Source organism: Clostridium sp. BSD9I1, from assembly GCF_900185645.1.
Taxonomy (GTDB): domain Bacteria; phylum Bacillota; class Clostridia; order Clostridiales; family Clostridiaceae; genus Clostridium_AK.
The window spans coordinates 1175844-1200121 of the sequence record NZ_FYAM01000023.1 but is presented as its reverse complement, the minus strand read 5'-3'; the positions used below and the strand labels follow the sequence as shown (position 1 = coordinate 1200121).

At 31.1% G+C, this 24278-nt stretch carries 27 protein-coding genes and 3 riboswitches; of the genes, 24 read left to right on the top strand and 3 right to left on the bottom strand.

Features of this window, described 5'->3' with window-relative positions:
- Positions 1-11: 11 nt before the first annotated feature.
- The 3 genes from BSD9I1_RS13430 (at position 12) to BSD9I1_RS13420 (ending at position 3820) form a co-directional block, all read left to right on the top strand.
- Entirely contained in the window at positions 12-794 is a 783-nt protein-coding gene (locus BSD9I1_RS13430; protein ID WP_035311675.1) for an electron transfer flavoprotein subunit beta/FixA family protein, read from the top strand.
- 18 nt (positions 795-812) lie between these two features.
- Positions 813-1820, top strand: a complete 1008-nt coding sequence (locus BSD9I1_RS13425) for an electron transfer flavoprotein subunit alpha/FixB family protein (RefSeq protein ID WP_186430741.1) — start codon at positions 813-815, stop codon at positions 1818-1820.
- A 560-nt stretch (positions 1821-2380) separates the two neighbouring features.
- Positions 2381-3820 (top strand): methyl-accepting chemotaxis protein, encoded by a 1440-nt coding sequence (locus BSD9I1_RS13420; protein ID WP_186430740.1) that lies wholly within the window; start codon positions 2381-2383, stop codon positions 3818-3820.
- A gap of 120 nt (positions 3821-3940) precedes the next feature.
- Here the strand turns inward: BSD9I1_RS13420 and BSD9I1_RS13415 are convergent, their stop codons facing one another.
- Complete coding sequence (locus BSD9I1_RS13415) at positions 3941-4555, bottom strand: 3'-5' exonuclease (protein WP_186430739.1); 615 nt, start codon at positions 4553-4555, stop codon at positions 3941-3943.
- Between the two features lie 163 nt (positions 4556-4718).
- On the opposite strand from BSD9I1_RS13415, the gene BSD9I1_RS13410 reads away from it, so the two are divergent.
- The 16 genes from BSD9I1_RS13410 to BSD9I1_RS13335 all read left to right on the top strand — a co-directional run bounded on the left by BSD9I1_RS13410 (position 4719) and on the right by BSD9I1_RS13335 (position 18586).
- The gene (locus BSD9I1_RS13410; protein WP_186430738.1) at positions 4719-5213 is read left to right on the top strand and encodes an LURP-one-related/scramblase family protein; all 495 of its coding nucleotides are present in this window, start codon (positions 4719-4721) and stop codon (positions 5211-5213) included.
- An 83-nt stretch (positions 5214-5296) separates the two neighbouring features.
- A complete protein-coding gene (gene serC / locus BSD9I1_RS13405; protein ID WP_186430737.1) occupies positions 5297-6382 on the top strand; it encodes a 3-phosphoserine/phosphohydroxythreonine transaminase in 1086 nt (361 codons plus the stop codon).
- 344 nt (positions 6383-6726) lie between these two features.
- Positions 6727-6914: riboswitch (cobalamin riboswitch) on the top strand.
- A 137-nt stretch (positions 6915-7051) separates the two neighbouring features.
- Positions 7052-8770, top strand: a complete 1719-nt coding sequence (locus tag BSD9I1_RS13400; RefSeq protein WP_186430736.1) for a methyl-accepting chemotaxis protein — start codon at positions 7052-7054, stop codon at positions 8768-8770.
- A 137-nt stretch (positions 8771-8907) separates the two neighbouring features.
- A riboswitch (SAM riboswitch) is annotated at positions 8908-9020 on the top strand.
- A 116-nt stretch (positions 9021-9136) separates the two neighbouring features.
- Positions 9137-10417: an O-acetylhomoserine aminocarboxypropyltransferase/cysteine synthase family protein gene (locus BSD9I1_RS13395; RefSeq protein ID WP_186430735.1), complete on the top strand. Its 1281-nt coding sequence runs from the start codon at positions 9137-9139 to the stop codon at positions 10415-10417.
- Between the two features lie 79 nt (positions 10418-10496).
- Entirely contained in the window at positions 10497-11402 is a 906-nt protein-coding gene (gene metA, locus BSD9I1_RS13390) for a homoserine O-succinyltransferase (protein ID WP_186430734.1), read from the top strand.
- Between the two features lie 131 nt (positions 11403-11533).
- Positions 11534-11713, top strand: a riboswitch (cobalamin riboswitch).
- A 269-nt stretch (positions 11714-11982) separates the two neighbouring features.
- The gene (cobO, locus tag BSD9I1_RS13385; protein WP_186430733.1) at positions 11983-12501 is read left to right on the top strand and encodes a cob(I)yrinic acid a,c-diamide adenosyltransferase; all 519 of its coding nucleotides are present in this window, start codon (positions 11983-11985) and stop codon (positions 12499-12501) included.
- A 229-nt stretch (positions 12502-12730) separates the two neighbouring features.
- Positions 12731-13561 carry an Mrp/NBP35 family ATP-binding protein gene (locus BSD9I1_RS13380; protein ID WP_186430732.1) on the top strand — a complete coding sequence of 277 codons (831 nt, stop codon included), beginning with the start codon at positions 12731-12733 and terminating at the stop codon, positions 13559-13561.
- Between the two features lie 2 nt (positions 13562-13563).
- Positions 13564-13929: a NifB/NifX family molybdenum-iron cluster-binding protein gene (locus tag BSD9I1_RS13375; protein WP_186430731.1), complete on the top strand. Its 366-nt coding sequence runs from the start codon at positions 13564-13566 to the stop codon at positions 13927-13929.
- 18 nt (positions 13930-13947) lie between these two features.
- Positions 13948-14778, top strand: a complete 831-nt coding sequence (locus BSD9I1_RS13370) for an ATP-binding protein (protein WP_186430730.1) — start codon at positions 13948-13950, stop codon at positions 14776-14778.
- Complete coding sequence (locus tag BSD9I1_RS13365; RefSeq protein WP_186430729.1) at positions 14769-15614, top strand: ATP-binding protein; 846 nt, start codon at positions 14769-14771, stop codon at positions 15612-15614. The genes BSD9I1_RS13370 and BSD9I1_RS13365 overlap by 10 nt, the downstream gene beginning before the upstream one ends.
- Before the next feature lie 41 nt (positions 15615-15655).
- On the top strand, positions 15656-16012 hold the full coding sequence (locus tag BSD9I1_RS13360; RefSeq protein ID WP_186430728.1) for a NifB/NifX family molybdenum-iron cluster-binding protein: 357 nt from the start codon (positions 15656-15658) through the stop codon (positions 16010-16012).
- Positions 16013-16029: 17 nt separating this feature from the next.
- Positions 16030-16503, top strand: a complete 474-nt coding sequence (locus BSD9I1_RS13355) for a Fur family transcriptional regulator (RefSeq protein WP_186430727.1) — start codon at positions 16030-16032, stop codon at positions 16501-16503.
- On the top strand, positions 16473-16913 hold the full coding sequence (locus BSD9I1_RS13350; RefSeq protein WP_186430726.1) for a DUF134 domain-containing protein: 441 nt from the start codon (positions 16473-16475) through the stop codon (positions 16911-16913). Before BSD9I1_RS13355 ends, BSD9I1_RS13350 begins: the two co-directional genes overlap by 31 nt.
- Positions 16914-16926: 13 nt before the next feature.
- Positions 16927-17319: an iron-sulfur cluster assembly scaffold protein gene (locus BSD9I1_RS13345; protein WP_186430725.1), complete on the top strand. Its 393-nt coding sequence runs from the start codon at positions 16927-16929 to the stop codon at positions 17317-17319.
- A 170-nt stretch (positions 17320-17489) separates the two neighbouring features.
- Complete coding sequence (locus BSD9I1_RS13340; protein WP_186430724.1) at positions 17490-17933, top strand: CGGC domain-containing protein; 444 nt, start codon at positions 17490-17492, stop codon at positions 17931-17933.
- A 29-nt stretch (positions 17934-17962) separates the two neighbouring features.
- Positions 17963-18586 (top strand): DUF1847 domain-containing protein, encoded by a 624-nt coding sequence (locus BSD9I1_RS13335; RefSeq protein ID WP_186430723.1) that lies wholly within the window; start codon positions 17963-17965, stop codon positions 18584-18586.
- A gap of 59 nt (positions 18587-18645) precedes the next feature.
- Here the strand turns inward: BSD9I1_RS13335 and BSD9I1_RS13330 are convergent, their stop codons facing one another.
- Positions 18646-19833 (bottom strand): MFS transporter, encoded by a 1188-nt coding sequence (locus BSD9I1_RS13330; protein ID WP_186430722.1) that lies wholly within the window; start codon positions 19831-19833, stop codon positions 18646-18648.
- Positions 19834-20190: 357 nt separating this feature from the next.
- Between BSD9I1_RS13330 and BSD9I1_RS13325 the strand changes: the two genes are divergently transcribed.
- On the top strand, positions 20191-20913 hold the full coding sequence (locus tag BSD9I1_RS13325; RefSeq protein WP_186430721.1) for a YjgB family protein: 723 nt from the start codon (positions 20191-20193) through the stop codon (positions 20911-20913).
- Positions 20914-21003: 90 nt separating this feature from the next.
- Here BSD9I1_RS13325 and BSD9I1_RS13320 read toward each other — a convergent pair whose 3' ends face one another.
- Positions 21004-22047 (bottom strand): PocR ligand-binding domain-containing protein, encoded by a 1044-nt coding sequence (locus BSD9I1_RS13320; protein WP_186430720.1) that lies wholly within the window; start codon positions 22045-22047, stop codon positions 21004-21006.
- Positions 22048-22408: 361 nt separating this feature from the next.
- Between BSD9I1_RS13320 and BSD9I1_RS13315 the strand changes: the two genes are divergently transcribed.
- The 4 genes from BSD9I1_RS13315 to BSD9I1_RS13300 are packed head-to-tail and all read left to right on the top strand — an operon-like array spanning position 22409 to position 24244.
- On the top strand, positions 22409-22984 hold the full coding sequence (locus tag BSD9I1_RS13315; protein ID WP_186430719.1) for a DUF5317 family protein: 576 nt from the start codon (positions 22409-22411) through the stop codon (positions 22982-22984).
- The gene (locus BSD9I1_RS13310) at positions 22978-23445 is read left to right on the top strand and encodes a hypothetical protein (RefSeq protein ID WP_186430718.1); all 468 of its coding nucleotides are present in this window, start codon (positions 22978-22980) and stop codon (positions 23443-23445) included. Before BSD9I1_RS13315 ends, BSD9I1_RS13310 begins: the two co-directional genes overlap by 7 nt.
- Positions 23446-24102, top strand: coding sequence for an accessory gene regulator ArgB-like protein (locus tag BSD9I1_RS13305; protein WP_186430717.1), 657 nt, complete (start codon positions 23446-23448; stop codon positions 24100-24102). It begins immediately after the preceding gene.
- Between the two features lie 7 nt (positions 24103-24109).
- Positions 24110-24244: a cyclic lactone autoinducer peptide gene (locus BSD9I1_RS13300; RefSeq protein ID WP_186430716.1), complete on the top strand. Its 135-nt coding sequence runs from the start codon at positions 24110-24112 to the stop codon at positions 24242-24244.
- Positions 24245-24278: the final 34 nt, after the last annotated feature.

The following is a 24278-nucleotide window of genomic DNA, read 5'->3' as shown; positions in this document are numbered from 1 at the left end:
GGTACACTTAAATGAATATAATTGTTTGTTTAAAACAAGTTCCAGATACAAATGAAGTTAAAATAGATCCAGTTACAGGAACTCTTATAAGAGAAGGTGTTCCATCAATCATAAACCCAGATGACAAAAATGCTTTAGAAGAAGCTTTAGCACTAAAAGATAAATATGGTGCAAATGTTGCTGTAGTAAGCATGGGACCTCCACAGGCAGAAGTTGCTTTAAGAGAAGCTTTAGCTATGGGAGCAGACAGAGCAGTATTAATTTCTGACAGAGCTTTTGCTGGAGCAGATACTCTTGCGACTTCAAGAGCACTTGCAGGAGCAATAGAGAAAATGGGAGACTATGACATAGTATTTGCTGGAAGACAGGCTATAGATGGAGATACAGCTCAGGTTGGACCAGAAATAGCTGAACACTTAAACTTACCACAAATAACTTATGTAGAAGCTGTAGAAAAAGCAGAAGGCGGCTTAAGAGTTAAGAGAGCTTGGGAAGATGGTTATGAAAACATAAAAGTTCAAACACCAGTTCTTCTAACAGCTATAAAAGAATTAAACGTACCAAGATATATGAGCGTAGGACATATCTTCGGAGCTTTTGATAAAGAAGTAGAAGTATGGAGTGCAGAGTATATTGGAGTAGATAAATCCCTTCTTGGACTTCCAGGATCACCAACAAAGGTTAAGAAGTCAACTACTAAAGAAGCTAAAGGTAAGGGAGAAATAGTAAACCTACCACCTAAAGAAGCAGCAGCACAGGCAGTTGCAAAATTAAAAGAAAAACACTATATCTAATTTAGGAGGGATTTTTAAATGAATATAGCAGATTACAAAGGCGTATGGGTATTTGCTGAACAAAGAGATGGAGAATTACAAAAAGTTGCTCTAGAACTTTTAGGAAAAGGAAGAGCAATTGCTGATAAATTAGGAGTAAAATTAACTGCATTATTAGTTGGCGGAGAAGGAATGGAAGACGTAACTCGCGAATTAATAGCTTTTGGTGCGGATGAAGTTATATATGCTCACAATCCATTATTAAAGCACTTCACAACTGATGGATATACAAAAGTTATATGTGAACTTGCAAATGAAAAGAAACCAGAAATAATTCTTGTAGGTGCTTCTTTCATAGGAAGAGATTTAGGACCAAGAGTTGCTGCAAGATTATCAACAGGACTTACAGCTGACTGTACAGGACTTGAAACAGAAGATGGAACAAACCACTTACTAATGACAAGACCTGCTTTTGGTGGAAACTTAATGGCAACTATCATCTGTGCTGATCACAGACCACAGATGGCAACAGTTAGACCAGGAGTATTTGCAAAGCTTGCAAAAGATGAAAACAGAACTGGAGACGTTCAAGCAATAGCTATGGACGTAAAAGAATCTGACATCAGAACTAAGACTGAAGAAGTTGTTAAACTAGCTAAGACTGTAGCTGATATAACTGAAGCTGAATTCATCGTATCTGGTGGTAGAGGAGTAGGAGCAAAAGAAAACTTTGCATTACTTGAAGAATTAGCTGATGTATTAGAAGGAAGCATAGGAGGATCCCGTGCTGCTATAGATAACGCTTGGATAGATAAAGCTTACCAAGTAGGACAGACTGGTAAAACAGTTAGACCTAAGATATACATTGCAGTAGGTATTTCCGGAGCTATTCAGCATTTAGCTGGTATGCAGGATTCTGACTTTATAATAGCTATAAACAAAGATGAAAGCGCTCCAATCATGCAGATAGCTGATGTAGCATTAGTAGGAGACTTCAAGAAAGTTGTTCCTGAACTAATAGCTCAAATAAAAGAAGCTAAAAACTAGCATTTATAATATATAATTATGTCAACAAGAGTGAAAAATCCATAGTTTCCATATATAAATATTTTAACTCAAAGCATTACCATTTGAGTTTTCAGTGTTAAAAACCCCTATGCTAATTATGAGCATGGGGGTTTTAAAGTGTATTTAATAATGAATTAACTTTAGCTATAGAAAACACCTTCCAATGATGGAGGGTGTTTTTATATGTTATATATTTGTTGGAAGTTTTGTGATATTAGTGCACTAATTAATAGTATAAATATCGTTAAAAAATAGCACAATTTAGCTAATTACATAATATATTATTGAGCCTATATTTCTATTGAAAAAACGAAGACTTCATATAAAAAAGATATATTAATGCTGAAATAATTAATAAAAATGAAGGAATATAGAGACAAGTAGAGTATATACCTGAGTGTGTAAATCAATATTAGGTTCAATTCTTAGATGGAATAGGAAAGCTAAAGAATAAGGTTATACTTATTTTAAGTGTTGATAGGATAGCAAATATTGAGGAATTTAGTTTTAATGGATCAGTGTAAGGGGGATATTGCATAATGAAGAAAAATATTAAGTTGAGTTTAAAGCTGGGATTAGGATTTGCGGCAATACTCATAATGGTGCTTATATTATTAGTTGTTAATTTTTCCAGTATGAAGTCAATGGAGTTAAGGCTGGAGAATATAGTTGAACAAAATGTTTACAAGACTAAGCTATCAAACGATATGATAGATGCTGCTAATGAAATAGCTATTAGAATGAGAAATGTTGTTTTATTAGAAGATTTTACAGCTAAGCAGGAGCAGCAAAAAGAAATAGAACGACAAAGGGTAGTTTATAATAAGGCTTCAGAGGAGTTAGAAAAAATAGTATCAGATAATAAAGAAACCCAACTTCGAGCAAATATAAAACAAACTGCTAGCCTATCTACACAACTTACTAATAAGGTAATTAATTTAGGGCTACAGAATAAAGTGAAAGAAGCTACAGAGCTTTTGGTAAAAGAGGCAGCTCCAGCTAATGATAATGTTCGAAAAGAAATGGAGAAATATGTAGTTTACCAAAATGAAAGAAATCAGATAGATAAAGAGGAAGCTTCATTAGCTTATAAAAGGGGATATAATATTACTATAGCTATAGGTATATGTTCTTTTGTTATTGGTGTTTTAATAGCTGTATTCCTTACTCGAGGTATTACAAAGCCAGTTGAGCAGATTATTCAAGAGCTTACTGGTAGTGCAAATCAAGTGGCAGCAGCATCAGGACAGCTTGCAGCTAGTAGTGAGCAGCTAGCAGAAGGAAGTTCAGAGCAAGCAGCATCAATTCAAGAAACATCTGCCTCGCTTGAAGAAACAGCTTCAGCAGTTAAACAAAATACTGAAAATACAAGACAAGCAGCCCAATTATCATCAGAGGCTAAGGAATCAGCTGATAGGGGATATGAAGAGATGAAAGATATGATGGAAGCTATGGTAGAAATAAAGACATCCAGTGACCAAATATCGAAAATTATTAAGGTAATAGACGAAATAGCTTTTCAAACTAATATACTTGCGTTAAATGCTGCAATTGAAGCAGCTAGGGCAGGAGATGCTGGTATGGGGTTTGCTGTAGTTGCCGATGAAGTAAGGAAACTAGCACAAAGAAGCGCACAGGCAGCAAAGGACACTGCAGTTATTATAGAAAGTAATATTGAACTTTCCCAAAAGGGAGTAGCTTCTGCAAAAAAGGTAAATGAATCTTTAGGAGAAATATCTATACAAATAAAGAAAATTCATGAGATTATGGATGAAATTGTTGCTGCTAGCAAAGAGCAAACACAAGGAATTATGCAAATAAATAAAGCAATAGCTCAAATAAATCAAGTGATAGAAGAAAATGCAGGAAGTGCAGAAGAAAGTGCATCGGCATCAGAGGAACTTAGCTCTCAAGCTGAGAGTGTGAAAGAAATTGTTAAAAAGTTGGCTATTTTAGTGGATGGAAATTCTGAAAAATAGCATGGCTATATCTTGAGTTCCACCCACATGACAAGTGACAAGTTTATATACGGGGATGAGGCAAGCATCGTAATAGAGCCTGTCTCATACCTTTTAAGACTAATGGCAGAGGGGAATATTTTAAATACCATTAACCATATTAGTAAAATATTTTGGTGGGATATATCCTTTTTTTATTCCTTCTGTAACTAACAAGTATGTAGCTGTGGTATCAAATCTAGCATCGTGAAAGCTTCCTGTTTCATTAAAAAATTTTTTGCTTAAGGCATCTATATGAGAGTTTTCTATGTTAAGAAACCTTAAAGCTTCTTCAAGTTTAGGTGCTTTAATAACGCTATGATTATTTTTAAAATTACATATATTTTTGTAATAATTCATAGTGCAAAATATATGTTTATAATTAAAGTCTTCTCCACATCCTTCTAATTCAGAAGTTAAAAAATTTATATCAAAATTAACATTATGACCTATGATGACATCTGCAGTTTGAAAGTCTACTAGAAATTCTTCAAGACAATCCTCAAAATATCTACCATTACTTAATTCGTATAATTTTTCAACGCTAAAACCATGAACTTTTTCTGCACTTGGCTCTACATACTCCACGGTGAAGAAAATATTTTTACCAATGGTTTTGGTTGGTTTTAAACTGGTGTCAACGAGAATATAGCTGAGCTGACATATGCTACCTGGTCTTAAACCTGTTGTTTCTGTATCGAAAAATATCATTTTCATATTTGAAATTCCTCCTAGGGTTGTTTCATTATATATTATAGTAAAGTGTAGACGAAGTGACAAGAGTATAGAATCTTCGTGGGTGTAATCATATAAGGCTAAAAATCTACATATATGATATAATGTTTAAAATAATTAATGGGCTAAAATAGGGGGAGATTAAATGAAATATAAGATTCGGCAGAAAGTTTTTAGTTTTGCAGATAATTTTATAATCAAGGATGAAAGTGACAGACCTTGGTTTGTTGTAAAAGGAAAATTCTTTTCAATTGGAGATAAATTAGCTATAGAAGATCTAGATGGCAATCAGTTATTTTATATTGAACAAAAGCTATTTAAGCTGTTACCGGAATATCATATTTTTCAAAGTAATATACAAGTAGCGAAGGTGAAAAAGGAGTTTACCTTTTTTAAACCAAAGTTTTCTATAGAAAGTAAGTTTGGAGAATATGAAGTGAATGGAGATATTTTTTCCTATAGCTTTCAAGTAATAAAAAACAAAAGAATAGTGGCAATTGTTAATAAAAAGTGGTTTACTTTTGCAGATACCTACGGAGTAAACATTATTGATGAAGAAAATCATGCATTCCTATTGACGTTGGTTATTGTAATTGACCAGGTTGTTCATGATAAAAGTAATAGTAACAATTCTAATTAATTTAAATATTTACAGTAGTACATAATATGAATTTTATACTATAATATATAAATCAAGGTTATCAAAACAAAGGGGGGCTTTTTATGTCAAGAGTATATAATTTTTCTGCAGGTCCGGCTGTATTACCAGAGAAGGTACTTAAAGAAGCAGCAGAGGAAATGTTAGATTATAATGGCACTGGTATGTCAGTTATGGAGATGAGTCATCGTTCTAAGGCTTTTGAAAAGATTATTGGAGATGCTGAAAAGTCTTTAAGAGATCTAATGAACATACCTGATAATTATAAAGTGTTATTTCTTCAAGGTGGAGGACATCAGCAATTTGCAATGATTCCAATGAATTTGATGAAAAATAAGGTTGCAGACTACATTAATACAGGTCAATGGGCAAAAAGGGCGATGTTAGAAGCAAAAATATATGGAAAAGTTAATCTTATAGCTTCTTCAGAAGATAAGAATTACTCATACATACCTGATTTAAAAGAGTTAAATATTTCTGAAGATTCGGATTATGTGTATATATGTCATAACAATACAATTTATGGAACTAAATATAATCAATTGCCAGATACAGGAGATAAGATACTAGTTGCGGATATGTCCTCAGATATTTTATCTGAACCAATAGATGTAACTAAATATGGTCTTATATTTGCAGGAGCTCAAAAGAACATAGGCCCTGCAGGCGTTGTTATAGTAATAATTCGCGAGGATTTAATTACTGAGGATGTACTACCGGGAACTCCAACTATGTTAAAATACAAGACTCATGTAGATAATAATTCATTATATAATACTCCACCAGCATATGGAATATATATATGTGGGAAAGTGTTTAAATGGCTTGAAAATAAGGGTGGACTAGAAGCAATGAAGAAAATTAATGAAGAAAAGGCTGCAATACTTTATGAATATCTTGATTCAAGCAGCATGTTTAAAGGAACAGTTGTAAAGAAGGATCGTTCATTAATGAATGTACCTTTTATAACTGGATCAGATGAATTGGATGCTAAGTTTGTAAAGGAAGCTAAAGCAGCTGGATTTGAAAACTTAAAAGGACATAGAACTGTCGGAGGAATGAGAGCAAGTATATATAATGCTATGCCAATAGAAGGTGTAAAAGCTTTAGTACGATTTATGAAAAAATTTGAAGAAGAGAATAAAAAATAAGTGCCATTTAACTGGTAAGTGAGAAAATTTAAGATTGTAGTTTCATATAGACTAGCCTATATATAGGCTAGTCTTTCTCTTAAGTAAAGTTATTATTTATTTTACACTTCAGCGAATATTTGTGAAAATTTGTGAAAAAATATTAAAAATACCATAGAAAAATGTTGAAATTTTGAACAAATAAGGTTAAACTTATATGGAAATGAGAAAATGTACTATTGATGACTAATGCATTGTGTATAAAGAAAATATTAATCTGATAGATAATACAGTATATCATGATAAGTCTTGTTAAGGTGAAAGAGTGATAGCTTTGAAACTATTTTACCTAGTAAACTCATTAATTGAATAACTTTAAAATAGGTTCAATAAGTAATTCACTTATTGATTAAAAGAGAAGAGGGGTGAAAATCCCACATGGTCTCGCCGCTGTAAGAGAATAGTTTTTTCAATTGCCACTGGATAGCTCTGGGAAGGGTGAAAAAGCGTTGACGCTCAAGTCAGAATACCTGCCTATTTTAAGCTGCCAAAAACTCTACGAGAAATAGAGGGAGGGGATTGAAATGATTTATGTAGATTTTCAATAAATAGCCATTTAACCATTAGGTTAAAGGGTTATTTGTCATGGGATTTTTAGAGTTAAGATTTTCAAAAAAGGGGAGCAATAAAATGAAATTTTTTAATAATTTAGGTGTAAAGAAAAAACTTAATATGGTATTTACAATAATATGTGTTTTCATACTTTTAATTGGAGCACAAGGAGTATTTAGTTCTGCAAAAATAAGTAAAAGCGCAAATAACATGTATAGCAATAACTTAATATCTATCAAAAATTTGGAGGAAACAAAGGGGAATTTAAATGAGATTAGAGCTAATATTCTTAGAATTGTTTATGAGAGGGATAGGTCAAAATTAAATGAACAAATAAAAACTATAGATGATTTAACAAATAAAGATATACTATTAGAACAAGAATATCAAGCTTTACCTGAAATATCAGAGGAAGAAGAAAGAAATTATGCTGACTATAAAAATGATTTAGAAAAATATAGAGAAGCAAGAGGTAAAGTTATAGAACTTGCAAAAGCTAATAACTATGATGAAGCAGTTAAATTATATAATTCAGCTGTATCACCAATAACAGATAGTATGTTCGAAAAGATAAAAAAGTGCGTTGAAATAAATGAAAGTTTAGCAAAGCAGGATAACATAGATAACATAGCTCAATTTAACAAAGTTAGAAATACCACTTTAATTTATACACTAATAGCATTTTTAATAATAATTTTTATTGCATATGTAATAGTAAAAAATATAATGAATCCATTGAATAAGATAAAGAATTTGGCACAAAGATTATCAAACTATGATTTAACAGAGCCAATTGATATTACAAGGAAGGATGAGTTTGGACAAACAGGTGTAGCTTTAAATACAGCACAGGAAAATGTAAGTAACTTAGTAAAAGTAATTATGGAAAATTCACAGGATATAAGTGCCTCTTCTGAAGAACTTTCGGCTACTGTTGAAGAATTAGCAACAAAGGCAGAAACTATTGATGAAGCAGTAGATAGCATTGCTGCAGTTATGCAAGAGTCTAGTGCTACATCACAGCAAATAAGTGCATCTGCACAAGAAGTAGATTCAAGTATTAATGTACTTTCTTCTAAAGCTATGGAAGGGAGCAGTAATGCAAATAACTTTAAAGAAAGAGCTAAAGAAGTTAAAAATAAAAGTCAGCAAGCTATAGAGGAAACTCGAAGAATATATATTGAAAAACAAAAGAATATGCTGAAGGCTATAGAAGACGGAAAGGTAGTAGATAGCATAAAAGTTATGGCAGATACTATAGGGAGTATAGCAGGACAAACTAATCTTCTTGCGTTAAATGCCGCTATAGAAGCAGCAAGAGCTGGAGAGCAAGGAAGAGGTTTTGCAGTAGTGGCAGAAGAGGTAAGAAAACTTGCAGAGCAATCAGCACAAGCGGTAATAAATATTCAAGATACTATTTCTAAAGTTCAGCAGGCATTTAAAAGTAGTATTGATACAGGCAGCGATATATTAGAATTTATTAATAAACAGGTTCAGGAGCAATTTGATGCCTATGGACAAACTGGTGATCAGTATTATAACGACTCGGATTTTGTAAGCAAAATGTCTGAAGAAATTGCAGCTATGGCAGAAGAAATTACGGCTACAGTAGAGCAAGTCAGTGAAGCAGTATTGAATATGGCACAGGCTTCACAAAAATCAAGTTCAGAAGCAGAAACAATAAAGATAAGTATGGATGAAAACACAAAAGCTATAGATCAAGTAGCAATAACAGCACAAAGTCAAGCAGAACTTGCTCAAAGATTAAATGAAATAGTTCAAAAGTTTAAGATTTAGGCAACTTGAAGTTATATATTGTAAGAGTTACAAATAAAGTCGATGAGAATATTGGATTAAATAAGATATAAAGTAAAAAACACTTGACATATTATAAATTTGTGTGTTAAATTAATTTAAAATTAAATAAAAAATTAATCTTATCAAGAGTGGTTGAGGGACTGGCCCGATGAAACCCAGCAACATCTAGTTTAAAACGTTAAACTGGAAATGTGCTAATTCCTGCAGGAAATATCCTGGAAGATAAGAAGAGGAGTAGACTATCTAAATTAATAGTCTATTGTATAGTTATACATAACCGCTTTTTATCGTAAGATTAAAGCGGTTTTTTATTTTTTATATAAATAAATTTAAGGGGGAAACATAATGAAGAATAATTTTAACAAGGGGACAATATGTGTTCAAGGAGGATATAAGCCTAATTCAGGAGAACCAAGGATTTTACCAATTTATCAAAGTACAACATATAAATACAATGATCCAGATGAAGTAGCAGCATTATTTGATTTGAAATCAGAAGGACATATGTATTCAAGAATAAGTAATCCAACGGTAGCTGCCTTTGAAGAAAAGGTTAATGAATTGGAAGGTGGCATTGGAGCTCTTGCAGTATCTTCAGGACAAACTGCAACTGCTCTATCTATATTAAATATTTGTAAAAACGGTGAGCATATTGTAGCTGCATCAACTCTTTATGGAGGAACATTTTCGCTGTTATCAACAACTTTAAAAAAGTTTGGAATCAATGTAACCTTTGTTAATCCCGATGCTAGTGAAGAGGAAATATTAAGCTGTTTTAAGGATAATACTAGAGCAATCTTTGGAGAAACCATAGGAAATCCAGGATTAAATATATTAGACTTTGAAAAATTTGCAACAGTTGCAAAGAAAAAAGAAGTGCCGTTCATTGTGGACAATACTTTAGCCACACCATATTTATGTAATCCAATTCAGCATGGAGCAAATATAGTTATTCATTCTACAACAAAATATATTGATGGGCATGCAACTAGTATAGGTGGAATTATCATAGATGGAGGAAATTTCAACTGGGAAAATGGAAAATATCCCGATCTTACAGAGCCAGACCCAAGTTATCATGGAATTAAATATGTGGAAACTTTTAAAAGTGCAGCATATATAGTAAAAGCTCGTGTTCAATTATTAAGAGATTTAGGGGCTTGCACAAGTCCTTTTAATGCATTTTTGTTCAATCTAGGGGTTGAAACACTTCATTTAAGAATGGAAAGGCACAGCTATAATGCTTTAAAATTGGGACAGTACCTAGAAAATCATGAAAAGGTTAGTTGGGTAAGTTATCCTTTCCTCGAAAGTCATTCTAGCTATGATTTAGCTAAAAAATATTTACCTAAAGGGGCTAGTGGTATTTTAACCTTCGGAATAAAAGGTGGAGTTGAAGCTGGAAAGCAGTTTATTAGAAAATTAAAATTGGCAGCTCTAGTTGTGCACTTAGGAGATGCTAGAACTTCAGTAATTCATCCAGCAAGTACCACTCATAGACAGCTTAATGAAGAAGAACAGTTAGCTTCAGGAGTTACATCGGATTTGATAAGAGTTTCTGTAGGAATTGAAGATATTGAAGATATTATAAAGGATTTTAATCAAGCTTTAGGAAGTTTAGATTAAAAACTAACTTTTTAAATTATTGATTTTATATAATTTGAGAAAGTGATTTTAAAATTAATGAGATAAGGGGAATGCTAATATGCCAATTATAATACCAGAAAATCTTCCAGCAGCAAAGCTTCTTACAGAGGAAAATATATTTGTAATGCATGAAAATAGGGCGTTACATCAAGATATTAGGCCTTTAAAAATAGCAATATTAAATTTAATGCCAACTAAGATTCAAACAGAAAATCAGCTTTTAAGACTTTTAGGTAACACTCCTCTGCAAGTAAATATAAAACTTTTACATGTAGAGGAACATAAATCAAAAAATACAGCAGAAGAACACTTAGAGAGCTTCTATTACTGTTTTAAAGATGTTAAAGAGGAAAGGTTCGATGGAATGATAATAACAGGAGCTCCTATCGAACATTTGAATTTTGAAGATGTAGATTATTGGAATGAGTTAAAGAAAATTATGGATTTTTCTAAAACTAATGTAACATCAACTCTTCATATATGTTGGGCAGCACAAGCAGGACTTTATCACCATTTTGGCATTCCAAAGTATCATCTTTCTAAAAAAATGTTTGGTGTTTTTAGTCATAAAGTTTTAAACAACAAAGTTAAACTCCTGCGAGGATTTGATAATGAATTTTATGTTCCGCATTCAAGACATACTGAAATTTTAAGAAAAGATATAGAAGGAGTCAATGAACTTGAAATTTTGGCTGAATCAAATGAAGCAGGGGTATATATAGTAACTTCAAAAGATGAAAGACAAATATTTATAACTGGACATTCAGAATATGATCCACTAACTTTAAAGTCAGAATATGATAGAGATATTTCAAGAGGACTTGAAATAGATGTACCTAAGAATTATTTTTTACATGATAATCCAAATAAAGATATAGTAGTAAGGTGGAGAGCTCATGCAAGTTTGCTATTTTCAAATTGGCTAAATTACTATGTTTATCAAGAAACACCATATCAAATTTAAAAATAGCAATTAGATAATGATGATATAATTTTTCCTAGATGTTATTTTAATCTTATTATGAATTTAAGCAAAATTTGGAAAAGTTTATTGACAAATGAAATCTATATACTATAATGAGAATTGTAAATAAAATTAAATAATCAAATATAGGTGCTAATATTTTATTAGTGAAAAGGGAAGCAGGTGTAAGTCCTGCACGGTCCCGCCGCTGTAACAGAGGAGTTTTATTAAATTGCCACGGAAGTCTCTGGAAGGTTATATAAAACTGTGATACTGAAGTCAGAAGACCTGCCTATATTTTTGCTACACTTAACTCTACGGAGAATAGAGAAGGTGTTTTTGTTTTGCATAAATAAAAGCCCTTCTTACGTTTACAGAGTTAAGAAGGCTTTTTTCATTAGTTCAACTGTGGACTATATAATAAAAAAATATTAGTCCGAGCAGTTGAACATCAAAGGTTCTTCTCAATGGAGATGATTTAATAATTATCCCTGGAGTTGTTTCTAAGGAGGCCTTAATTCACAGTAAATAATGTATAAGCATTAAAGTTATAAATTATTTTAGAAAGAAGGTATATTTTGTGAGCAATAAAGGATATATCCAAGTTTACACAGGTAACGGTAAAGGAAAAACTACTGCGGCTTTAGGGTTAACAGTAAGAGCTGTATGCTCGGGTAAAAAAGTTTTCATGGGTCAATTTGTAAAAGGTATGAAGTATAGCGAATCGAAGGCAGTAGAATATCTACCTAACTTTACAATCGAACAGTATGGGAAAAATTGTTTTATATATAATGAACCAACACAAGATGATATAGATAGAGCTGTAAGAGGTCTTAAAAGATGTGAGGAAATAATAACATCAGGAGAGTACGATATAGTAATATTGGACGAAATAAATATAGCATTATTTTACAAGTTATTTACAGTTAAAGAAGTTGTAGATATATTAGATAAAAAGCTAGAGAGTACTGAAATAATTTTGACAGGAAGATATGCACCGCAGGAGATTATAGATAAAGCTGATTTAGTTACCGAGATGGCAGAAATTAAACATTATTATTATAAGGGAGTAAAAGTTAGAAGGGGAATAGAAAATTAATTTAGGTAAGGCATTTACAAGCATAAATATATGTGAAGATGCTCTATATTGAACGATTTGTTCGATATAGAGCATTTTTGTGTGCAATTTCAAATAGTTCTACAATAAATCTCAGCAAAGATAAACAACGGTTCTTTTTTATTACATCGATAATTGGCATTTGACAATAACAAAAAATAGGAGTAATATGAAAGTGGCAAATGCCAATATACATATAGGAGATGATTTTATGTCAGAATGCAATTCATGTCCATCAAGTGAGGGATGTTCAAAAGATAAGGATAGTTGTATGGTTAAAAACAATCCTTTAAACAACGTGAAAAAAATTATTGGAGTTATGAGTGGAAAAGGAGGGGTAGGTAAATCTTCAATTTCTGTTCTTATTGCAAAAAACCTAAAACAGCTTGGATATAGTGTTGGGATATTAGATGCAGATATAACAGGACCAAGTGTTCCGAGACTTCTTGGATTAAAAGATAAAAAAGCTAGCACCACTGAACAGGTTATTTTACCTGTTACAACTAGTGAAGGAATAAAAGTTATGTCATTAAACTTTTTAATAGAAAATGAAGATGATCCTGTGATTTGGAGAGGACCAGTGATTTCTGGTGTAGTTAAGCAATTTTGGACAGATGTTCTTTGGGAAGAGCTTGATTACTTAATAATAGATATGCCTCCAGGAACAGGTGATGTAGCTCTTACAGTAATGCAGTCTATTCCAATAAATGGAGTAGTCATGGTGTCTGTTCCTCAAGATATGGTTTCTATGATAGTTTCAAAGGCTGTAAATATGGCAAGAAAAATGGACATTAATATCTTAGGTGTCATTGAAAATATGAGTTATATAACATGTCCTGATTGTAGCAAAAAAATAAAAGTCTTTAATGGAGAAGGTACAGAAGAATTTTTAAAAGAAATGAATTTAAAACTATTAGGGGAACTTCCAATGCAAAGCAGCATAAGCAATTTAGCTCAGTATGGATATGAAAATGCAAGTGAAAGCCTTGAACTCATCTTTAACCCTATAGTTACTAATATAATAAAGGAATTGGAGGATTAACAATGAAAATAGCAATTTCAGCAACAGGGAAAATCAATGAAAGTTTACTTGATATGAGGTTTGGAAGATGTGAATATTTCCAAATTCATGATAATGAAAGTGGAGAAGTTAAAATTTTAGAAAATAAAGGCCAAAATTCTAGTGGTGGAGCAGGTATTGCTGCATCGAACCAATTAATTGACGAAAAAGTAGATGTTATTATCACAGGAAATCTTGGACCTAATGCTTTTGAACTTATTGAAAAAGCAGAAATTAAAGCATATAAGTGTGGGAATATAGCTATAAGTTCAGTTCTTGAAAAATATAATGATGGCAAACTTGAAGAAATAAAAATCTCTGGGCCTGCACACCATGGAGGAAGCCATTAGATTGGAGATGAGTATATAGTGAACATAGCAGTACTTAGTGGAAAGGGAGGAACAGGTAAAACTACAGTTTCTACTAATCTTGCTCTTGCATTAAAGGCAAATTATATAGACTGTGATGTAGAAGAACCAAATGGATTCTTGTTTTTAAAGCCTAAAGTAGATAAAACAGAAAAAGTTATGGTAGATTATCCTGTTATAGATGATGATAAGTGCACCTCCTGTGGAGCTTGTGTAAATGCATGTCAATTCAATGCTCTTGCAAAGGTAAAGGATGATATTATGCTTTTTCAAAAGTTATGCCATGGATGCGGAGCTTGTGAAATTGCATGTAAATATAATGCTATAACTTATAATAAAAGAGAAATAGGTAAAATCGAAAGCGGTAAAGAAAGAGATATAAATTGCAGTAGAGGAATTTTAAATATAAGTGAACCTATAGCAGTACCGGTTATTAGAGAATTACTTAAAAATTTATCGGAGGAGATTAATTTAATTGATTGTCCTCCTGGCACTTCTTGTAATGTAGTAAATGCTTTAAAATATGCTGATGCAGCAATACTTGTTACAGAACCATCTGAATTTGGACTTCATGATTTAAAAATGGCTGTAGAACTTGTAAAAATGTATAACATACCTTTGGGTATAGTTATAAATAAAGATGATGGAAAAGATAACATAGTAAAAAGATATTGCAGAGAAGAAAAGATAGAACTAATAGGTACTATACCTTATAGCAAAGGCACAGCAGTGCTTTATTCCAAGGGAGAAGTACTATATGATGATTTACATCATAAAGCATTATTTGATAAGCTTTCACAAAAATCAAAGGAGGTGCTAGCTTGGAATTAGTAGTTTTAAGTGGAAAAGGTGGCACAGGAAAAACTACCATTGCAACAGCATTATCTGAACTTGCTAAGGATGTAGTAAGAGTAGATTGCGATGTAGATGCTCCAAATTTATATCTGTTTTATAAAGGAAAAGATATAGAAAAAGGTGAATTTGCAGGTGGGAAAAAAGCTATTATAGATGAATCCCTTTGTATTAAGTGCGGTAAATGTGAAAATGTATGTAGGTTTCATGCTATAGAAAATTTTAAAATAAATTCATTTGCCTGTGAGGGGTGTGGCGCTTGCGTACTAGTATGTGCACAAAATGCTATAGAGTTAAAAGATGAAAAGACAGCAGATACATTTATTACTGAATTAGATAAAGGAATAATTTCAAGGGCAGAAATGGAAATAGGCAGTGATGGCTCAGGAAAATTAATAACCAATTTAAGGAAAAATGGTAAAAAGTTTAATGATAACGACAAGTTAACTATAATAGATGGCTCACCAGGCATTGGGTGTCCTGTAATAGCATCAATAACAGGCAGTGATGCGGTATTAGTTATTACAGAACCTACAAAATCAGGCCTTGAAGATTTAATGAGAGTAGTAACTTTATGTGAACACTTTGGTGTTTTTACTATGGTTTGTATAAATAAATATGACATAAATGAAGAAGTAGCTACAGAAATAGAAAATTTCGTTAAGGATAAAGGCTTAAAATTAGTAGGTAAAATTCCATATGATGATACTGTTATGAAATCTATAAATGAGTTAAAACCTATAACTTATTATAAAGAAAGTATAGCAGAAAAAGCTATTGAAGATATGTGGAGTAATATAAAAAGTTTTATATAAAATTTTTAAAATATAAATGAAAATATTAGGAGGAATTTTAAATGAAAATAGCAGTTGCAAGTGAAGGAAAGTATGTAAGTGGACATTTTGGACATTGTGAAGGGTTTACAATATATGAAGTAGAAGAAGGCAAATCTTTAAATAAGAGTTTTACTGAAAATCCAGGACATAGACCAGGTTTTCTTCCAGTGTTTTTAAAGGGATTAAATGTAAATGTTATTATTGCAGGCGGTATGGGAGAAACAGCTCAACAGTTATTTAATGAAAATGGTATTGAAGTAGTAGTTGGTGCACAAGGATTTAGTGATGATGTAGCACAAAAATATATAAATGGTGAATTAAAATCAACAGGTAGTGTTTGTACAGAACATGAACACGAAGGACATTGTAATGAATAATTATAAAGGATGATTCTATGAATAATGATCTAATACCTTACAAGAGGCTTATAGAAAAGAATGGACATAAATTTACAGTAGGAAAGCAAATAATATTAAATATTATTTTAGATAGTAATACTCACTTAAATGTAAAAGAATTACATGAAAAGATAAAAGAAAAGAATATAGGACTTGCTACAGTTTATAGGGCTTTAAAGGTATTTAAAGAATTAAACATAGTGAAAGAAATAAATATTAATGGTACAAGTTATTATGAAATGAAAATATTTAGTGGAAAACCTCTGCATATTCATTTTAAATGTTATAAATGTAATAGTATAATTGATATAGATAGTCAAAATTTAAATTTTGACTATCTGAAATTAAATAGGATAATAGAAGTAGAAAATAATTTAGAAATATATGATTCAAATATTATGTTTATAGGATTATGTAATAGATGTAGGGAGGAATTAAGATGCCAAGACCAACAAAATTTAGAAGAGTAGAGTTTTTTCCAGAGGATACTTATTTTGTTCCATGGGGGAAACCTAAATGTGAAATTCAAGAAATAGCTTTAAAAGTAGAAGAACTCGAGGCTATGAGGCTTAAAGATATAGAAGAATTAAATCAAGAAGAGTGCGCTGAAAGAATGCAGGTATCAAGACAAACTTTTCAGAATATTATTGATAGTGCAAGAAAAAAAATTGCCATAGCTTTGACGGAAGGGAATGCAATAAGGATAAGTGGAGGAAATTATAGAGCAACGTTTTGTAAATTTAAATGTTTTAATTGTGACAATGTGTATGAAATAAACTATGAGCAGGATAAATATGCTTGCCCTGCTTGTGGTTCAGATAAGGTTATCTGTAGTAAAAAAGCGGATTTTTGTTCCAAATGGTGTAAAACAGAGGATTGATGGGGTGAAATTTATGTTTTCTGAAGATTATACTGATCTTGTATTTAATCATTTTATGTTTCCAAGAAATGTAGGAATAATAAAGGATGCAAATGGACAAGGAAGAAGTGGAGATCCAGAATGCGGTGACTCTTTAAATATATACATTAAGGTGAAAAATAATTTAATAGAAGATATTAGTTTTTTAGTATATGGATGTCCTGCAGCAATTGCAACAAGTAGTATCACAACAGAACTTGTAAAGGGGAAAACAATAGAAGAGGCATTAAAACTAACTGAAGATGATATTGTAAACGCTCTTGGAGGACTACCTGAACATAAGAAACATTGTTCAATTCTTGGAGTTAAGGCACTAAAGAGTGCTATTAATAACTATTTTGAGAAAAGTGTTAATAAAGGAGAATAGTATAAAAAATATATAAATAATACTCAAATAGCATAATAATAAAAGCACAAACTGAGGTTGCGTTTAAAAGCAAGACCTCTTTTATGCTTTTATTTAATAATAAATATTACAGTATAAAAAATAAATGAATAACTATGAATAGTAATTATATAGGGGAAGGGGGAATTATTATGAAAAAAATAGGAATTATTATTTGTGGACGTTATCAAAATTGTGGTGGAGGAAAATGTTTTAGAGCTTTGAGGGAACGTATAGGAGGCTTTTCTATATATCCTATAGAAGAACAAGTTGAAGTGGTTGGATATTCATATTGTGGTGGATGTCCAGGGGGGAATATAGAATATGTTCCAGAAGAGATGATTAAAAATGGAGCACAAGTAATTCATTTAGCTACAGGTTTTGTAGTTGGATATCCGCCATGTCAAAACATTGAAAAATTCAAAGAATTTATTGAGAATCATTATAAGATACCAGTTGTAGTTGGAACTCATCCAATTCCTACGAAGTATTTCGATAATCATGAAAAAATGTCATTCTGGAAGGAAATGAATATGAAGGATATTGCTCCAGAATTATTTAAAGATACAGAAGCAATAATGAAAAGTTATGATTAGTTTTAAAATGAAAAAGTTGGAGGTAGGATATGTATACATGTGCTATGTGTAGTGAACATCACTGTAAAAAGGGAGAACTGCAAAAGTTACCTACTAATTGTCCATGCAATGAAAAAGAAGAACAGGAAAATATAAAGAAATTATATCTTGCAGAAGAAAACTATAAATTAGCATACAATTCTGCATTAGTTGAAGCAGAAGGATATTGTAAAAAAACAAGGCTTGAAGAGATAATGGATTTTGCAAACAAATGCAGATTTAAAAAGCTTGGAGTAGCATTTTGTATAGGTTTAAGTAATGAAGCAAAGATGTTATGTAAAATATTAAGGCACAATGGCTTTGATGTTGATTCAATAGTGTGCAAAAATGGAAGCATACCTAAGGAATATTTGAACATTAAAGATAATGAAAAGGTAAGACCAGGAACTTATGAGCCGATGTGCAATCCTATAGGACAGGCTAGTTTTCTAAATAGTGCAAAAACAGAATTGAATATTATGCTGGGATTATGTGTAGGACATGACTCGCTATTTATAAAATGTTCTGATGCACCTATAACTGTTTTTGCAGTTAAGGATAGAGTACTTGCACACAATCCTTTAGGAGCACTGTATCTTTCAGAGGGATATTATAAAAACAAGTTGTATAAATGATGATAAAATTATCAAAAGACTATAGCCAGGAATACTGTACTATAGTCTTAGTTTTTACATTAATCAGTCAATTCAATATTAACTTTTTTTGTGTTTATATCTATTTGAGGTATAGGTAAACTAATACTTATTATTGTTGCAATAATAGGTATTATTGCAAGAGAAGAAATTGCTGTATGAATGCTGTAGTTATCAGAAATCCACCCTAGTATAGGAGCAAATACTCCTCCAACACTTACAGCAAGTCCCAAAGTAACTCCAGAAGCTAAACCTATATGATTTGGTAAATATTTTTGTCCGTAAACTACCATTGGGCTATAAGGTGCATATAATCCTATAGCTATAGGTATTAGCATTAAAGTTGCTAGTTTCACATTTTGAATATTTATAAAGATAAATAAAAGCGGTATAAGTGATGCATAACCTATTACAATTATTTTTTTGTAGCCGAATTTATCTGCTAAACGACCAGCAGCAAGAGTGCTCATAGCACCAGTAACAATTAATATAGTTAAGGCAGCACTACCTGCAGTTTTAGATTGGCCAAATACATTTATCCAGTAAAGTGGAAGGAAGGTATTAAGACCAAAGAATATAACGGACCTACAGGAAATTGCAGCTCCAAGACGAAGAAAGGAATTCCATTCATCTTTAACTGTTTCAGAAGAATTTAATATCTTATTAGTTTTAGTATTTTCATACTTATATAAGTCTGATTTTTTTACAAATAATATTATAGAAACTATTACAGCAGGCAAAATTAGAAGTAGAGAACCATTCAAATCTAATAGAAGTATAATTGAAGTAGTAAGTATAGGACCTACAGCAAATCCCATATTGCCACCAGCTGCAAAGGTACTTACCCCTGTCCCCTTTTTTTCGCCAGACATACTATTTACTATACGGGTGCCTTCAGGGTGAAAAGCAGCATTACCTATACCACTTATAGCAGCTGCAATTAATATAAGTGGATAGCTTGGAAGTACACCTACAAGACCAACTCCTATTCCTGCCATTAAAACACCTATAGGCATTAGCCAAGGAATAGAAATTTTATCAGCATAAAATCCAAACAATGGTTGAATTACTGAAGAACTTATATTTGCTGCAAATACCAAGGTTGCAGCAGCAGCATAGCTTAAATTACGATTGGATATCAAAAATGGAAGCATTGCAGGCAGTGCCCCTTGAAATATATCCACTATAAAATGAGATGAGGCCAGTAAGCCTATGTAACGTTTATTCATTTTATCGCCCCTTAATTAAAAAAATGTATTTTATATACTTACATAACTATTATAATACAATTTAATAATTAAATGAATGACAGAAATTAACTATAAAGTTATGAAAGGTATAAGATTATAATAATATGGTAATGGGCCTATATGGGAGTTGAGTTGTATATTGACAGACGACTCCCACAGTTGTAGTCTGTAAATATAGATTACATTTGGAGGATGAAAAAGTAAAAGGTGGATGAAACTTAGTGAATTTAAAGTATTTGATTTTTACTTATACTTAAGCCTATAGTACCTTTGAAAATTTATTTTCTGAATCTCTATAATTTTTAGTAAGTATAATAAAAGGAGAGTTATCTTATCATGATTTTATTATTTAGTAAGAAGTCAATTACATGGAGCATTTTAGCCATATCTTTAAGCCTTATAGTAGGATGTTCAAGTACAACAAAGCCTTTAAACGATAATAAGAATAATGATTCAAACAAAACTGAGGTTTCAAATAACACTAATGTTAAATCAGGAGAAACTACTATTGATAAACCTTCTTCCAATAATAGTATAACAACAAATTCTGAAAATAACTCCAATAAACCAATGAAACAAGATAGTTCACAAAAGATATTACTTGACAATATTAGAAATTTAGCAAAGGTAGGAAAAATCATTAATTGTGATTTTCAAGTTAAATCCACTGTTATCGAAGATGTAGAAAAAAAATGGGGTAAAGCAGATAAAACAGATTGGGTGCCAAAAGCAAAGGGAAATTATGCAACTTATTCAAAATACAACGTAGTATTTGGATTTAATAAAGGCACTCAAATTTTTGAAGTTAGATCTTTTGATAGCAGACTAAAACAAATATCTCTATCAATGGTGAAAAAGGCCCTTGGGACTCCAGAGTACGATGTGAAATACAATGGAGAAGAAATTATAGGTTACAAAGTAGGAGAAGAATTTAAAGTTTTATTTGTATTTCCACAACCTACAAAGTCTAATAATGATCCTTTAATGAATCACTACTCTGTTTTATATCCGAGGGGAACTCTTAATAATATGGCAGATGATCCAGGAAGACAGTGGTGATTTATAAGATAATTAATAATGTAATTATCTTATGAGAAATTAAAAGAGTATACATAAATTCATTTAAATGAAATTTATGTATACTCTCTATTATTTATGTTTTGTCATAGTATTTAGCTCATCAGCTAAACTTGTTAATTCTAATAAATTTGAAGTAATATCTTGAATTGCTGCAGTTTGCTGTTCAGTAGTTTGCAGTGTTTCATTTGAAGTTTCTATTGTTTTATCAACAGAATCTTGAATTTTCTTTGTAAGATCCATTATTTTTAAAGCTGTCTCTTTTGAGTTTTGAGATAAAGTCCTAATTTCAGTAGCAACCACCCCAAAACCTCTGCCAACTTCTCCTGCTCTTGCAGCTTCTATTGCAGCATTTAATCCCAGCATTTTTGTTTTATCTGCTATGGTTTTTATTGAATCTAATATTGAGTTTATTTCTATAGAGATTTCCTTTACATTAACAATTTCATCACTTAAATTATGTTGATTAGTTGTTACATTTGATGAAGATGCAGAAAGTTCTTCCATAGTAGCAGAAATTTGACTAAAGTTATCTGAAAGGGTTTGTGACATATTACTTAATTTAAGTTGTTCATAACCCATCTTTGAAAGAGCATTTGCTATAATAAATAACACTTCAGCAGCAGCTTGTACATTTTCTTGCTTTGTCATATAGACTTTTTTAGCTGAAGCAACATACTTTTCTGGATCAACTCCTATTTCAGATGCTGTTTTCCTAAATTTGTCTTCCACAGGAGCGGAAGTCAAAATTTGGCCGCCTAAGATTGTTCCTATTAAATGACCATTAACTAATATAGGTGCCGCAAAATCTATTAATCCTGCATGGCAAGTAAATACATAAGGCCTTCCTGTTTTAGCAGCTTCTTCCCCAGCCTTTTTATGAGATATAGCACATCTATCATCTCCTATTTTAGTGGAGTGTGTAAAATCCATGCAGAAACTTGTATAGCAGCTTGGACGTGTTACAGGTTGTCCATCCTTATCTACAGTAACACTTGCAATATTCATGCCAGTAGCAAAGTTATCTTGGAAGGTTTGAAGTAATTTTATATCAATAACATCCTTGATCTCAAGTGCAGAAATTTCTAAATCGCCATTTTCAAGTTTTTTAATCATTCTAAATCCTCCAATATATATTTTTAAATTTTTAATGTTTAATTATCGATGATAAATAATGCAAAAACAGTGCTATATATTAACAAAGTGTTAATTAAATATTACATAATTGTTAATTAAGGTATATTTTATTATATTATAACTTTTATATTCATTCAATCATTTTATGTTAATAGTAAATATAAATTATTGAATAAAAATAATTAGGCTTTTTAATAAATAAGTGGAATAAAATTAAAAAAATTGATATAATAAGGTTAAGTGGTAAGGTAAATATGAGATAATAAGTATATAAATAACAATTTCGGGATGACAACATAATTATTATATAAATTTACAATAGAAATGTGAGATTAATAATATGATAGAAGTTATATTGGTAGCACTATTAGTTGCAAAAATAAAAGGATACAATTTAAAACCATTTTTTAAATCGCAGGCTATGTATCCTATATTTATATATGAAATAATATATGTTTTTTTACAAGCAACAATTTTTTTCGGTGATTATAGATTTGTAAAATATGCAAATATAATAAAATCGGTTTATTTATACTTATATTTAATTCCTATTATAGTATATAAAAAGTATCATAGCGCCATTATTGGATCTGCATTTATTCTTATTGGAAGTATTATGAATAATGTTGCAATAAAGTCAAATGGTGGAAGTATGCCTGTATTTCCTACGTTATCATATTGGACAGGTTATGTAAGAGGAAATTCTTTCATTAAAGCAAATGATATACATATATTAGGGAATTCACAAACAAAGTTGAAATTTTTAACAGACACAATTGATATTGGGTATAGTATTTTAAGTATTGGTGATATATTTATAAGAGGATTTGCTTTTTTAGTTATTCTTACCGTAATTAAAGAGGTGAACGAACATGTAGCAATTTATGGTTATCTAAGGAGAAATAAAATATGTTAAAACTGACACCACTAGAATTTTTTACACGAGGTTTACCAGAGGCATTTTTATTTATTTTTGCAGCATATGCATTTTCAAAAAGGTTTGTGAATATTAAAAAGTACATAATATCTAGTGTTTTGTACGGATTTATGGCATACATTGTGAGGTTTCTTCCTATTCATTACGGTGTACATACTATAATTAATGTTTTTATAATAATCATATTAACAGTTAAGATAAATAAAATTGATTTAATTTCATCCATACGATCAGCTATAACTGTGATAATTCTACAATTTATATGCGAAGGAATTAATGTGCTTATAATACAGTACATTTTTAATGCTGATATGAATCAGGTATTTAATCATCCAGTTCTCAAAATTTTATATGGAATTCCATCTATTATAATTTTTGGGGTTATTTCATTAGTATGTTACATAAGACTTTTAAGAAGAAAAGAGTTGAAATACATTTAAATGGAGAATCTATCAAATAACATTGCAAATAAAGTAGCATCGGAATTAAATATGGATGATAATAAACGAGAGGTCATAGCTTATGGAGCCTTTGCACTTATACAGACTCTTCTTTCTATATTTCTTGTAAGTATAATTGGTTTTATGTTTAATGTTTCTATTGAAGCATTAGTAGTACTATTTACAGCAAGTATACTTAGAAAATATTCAGGAGGGGCTCATGCAAGTTCGCCAGGCAATTGCACTTCTATTGGAGTAATTATATGCGTGGGACAAGCGTTATTAATATCTTTTTTAGTAAGTGTTTGTATAAACTTTAAAATTGCTTTAATTTTAGAGTTAATGATTTTTATATGGTCTTACTATATGATTTATAAGTTAGCACCTGTTGATAATCCATCAAAACGTATTAATAGCCAAGAGAAAAGGAAACGAATGAAAAAGAGATCGTTTCTGATTTTAAATAGTTATCTGATAATTGATATATTTATAATGATAGTATATTTTAATTTTAATAAAGTAGCACTTCTTGTATACGCTCTATGTTTAGCCGGGGGCATAGCTTGGCAAACTTTTACTCTTACTAAAAGAGGGCACCTAATATTAGCTAAAATAGATATATTTTTAAAATATCTATTACATATAGGAAGGAAGTGAAAATAAGATGAAAAAACTAAATTCTAAATTTTTAGCTTTAATTGCAACACTAACTACTATTGTTGCTGCTTCTGTAGCTACATCTGCATGTACTTGGTTCTCATATCAACCAGAGGAGCCAAAGTGCCTTAAAGAAGAATAAGTATAGATATAAGGTGGTTATTATACCACCTTAT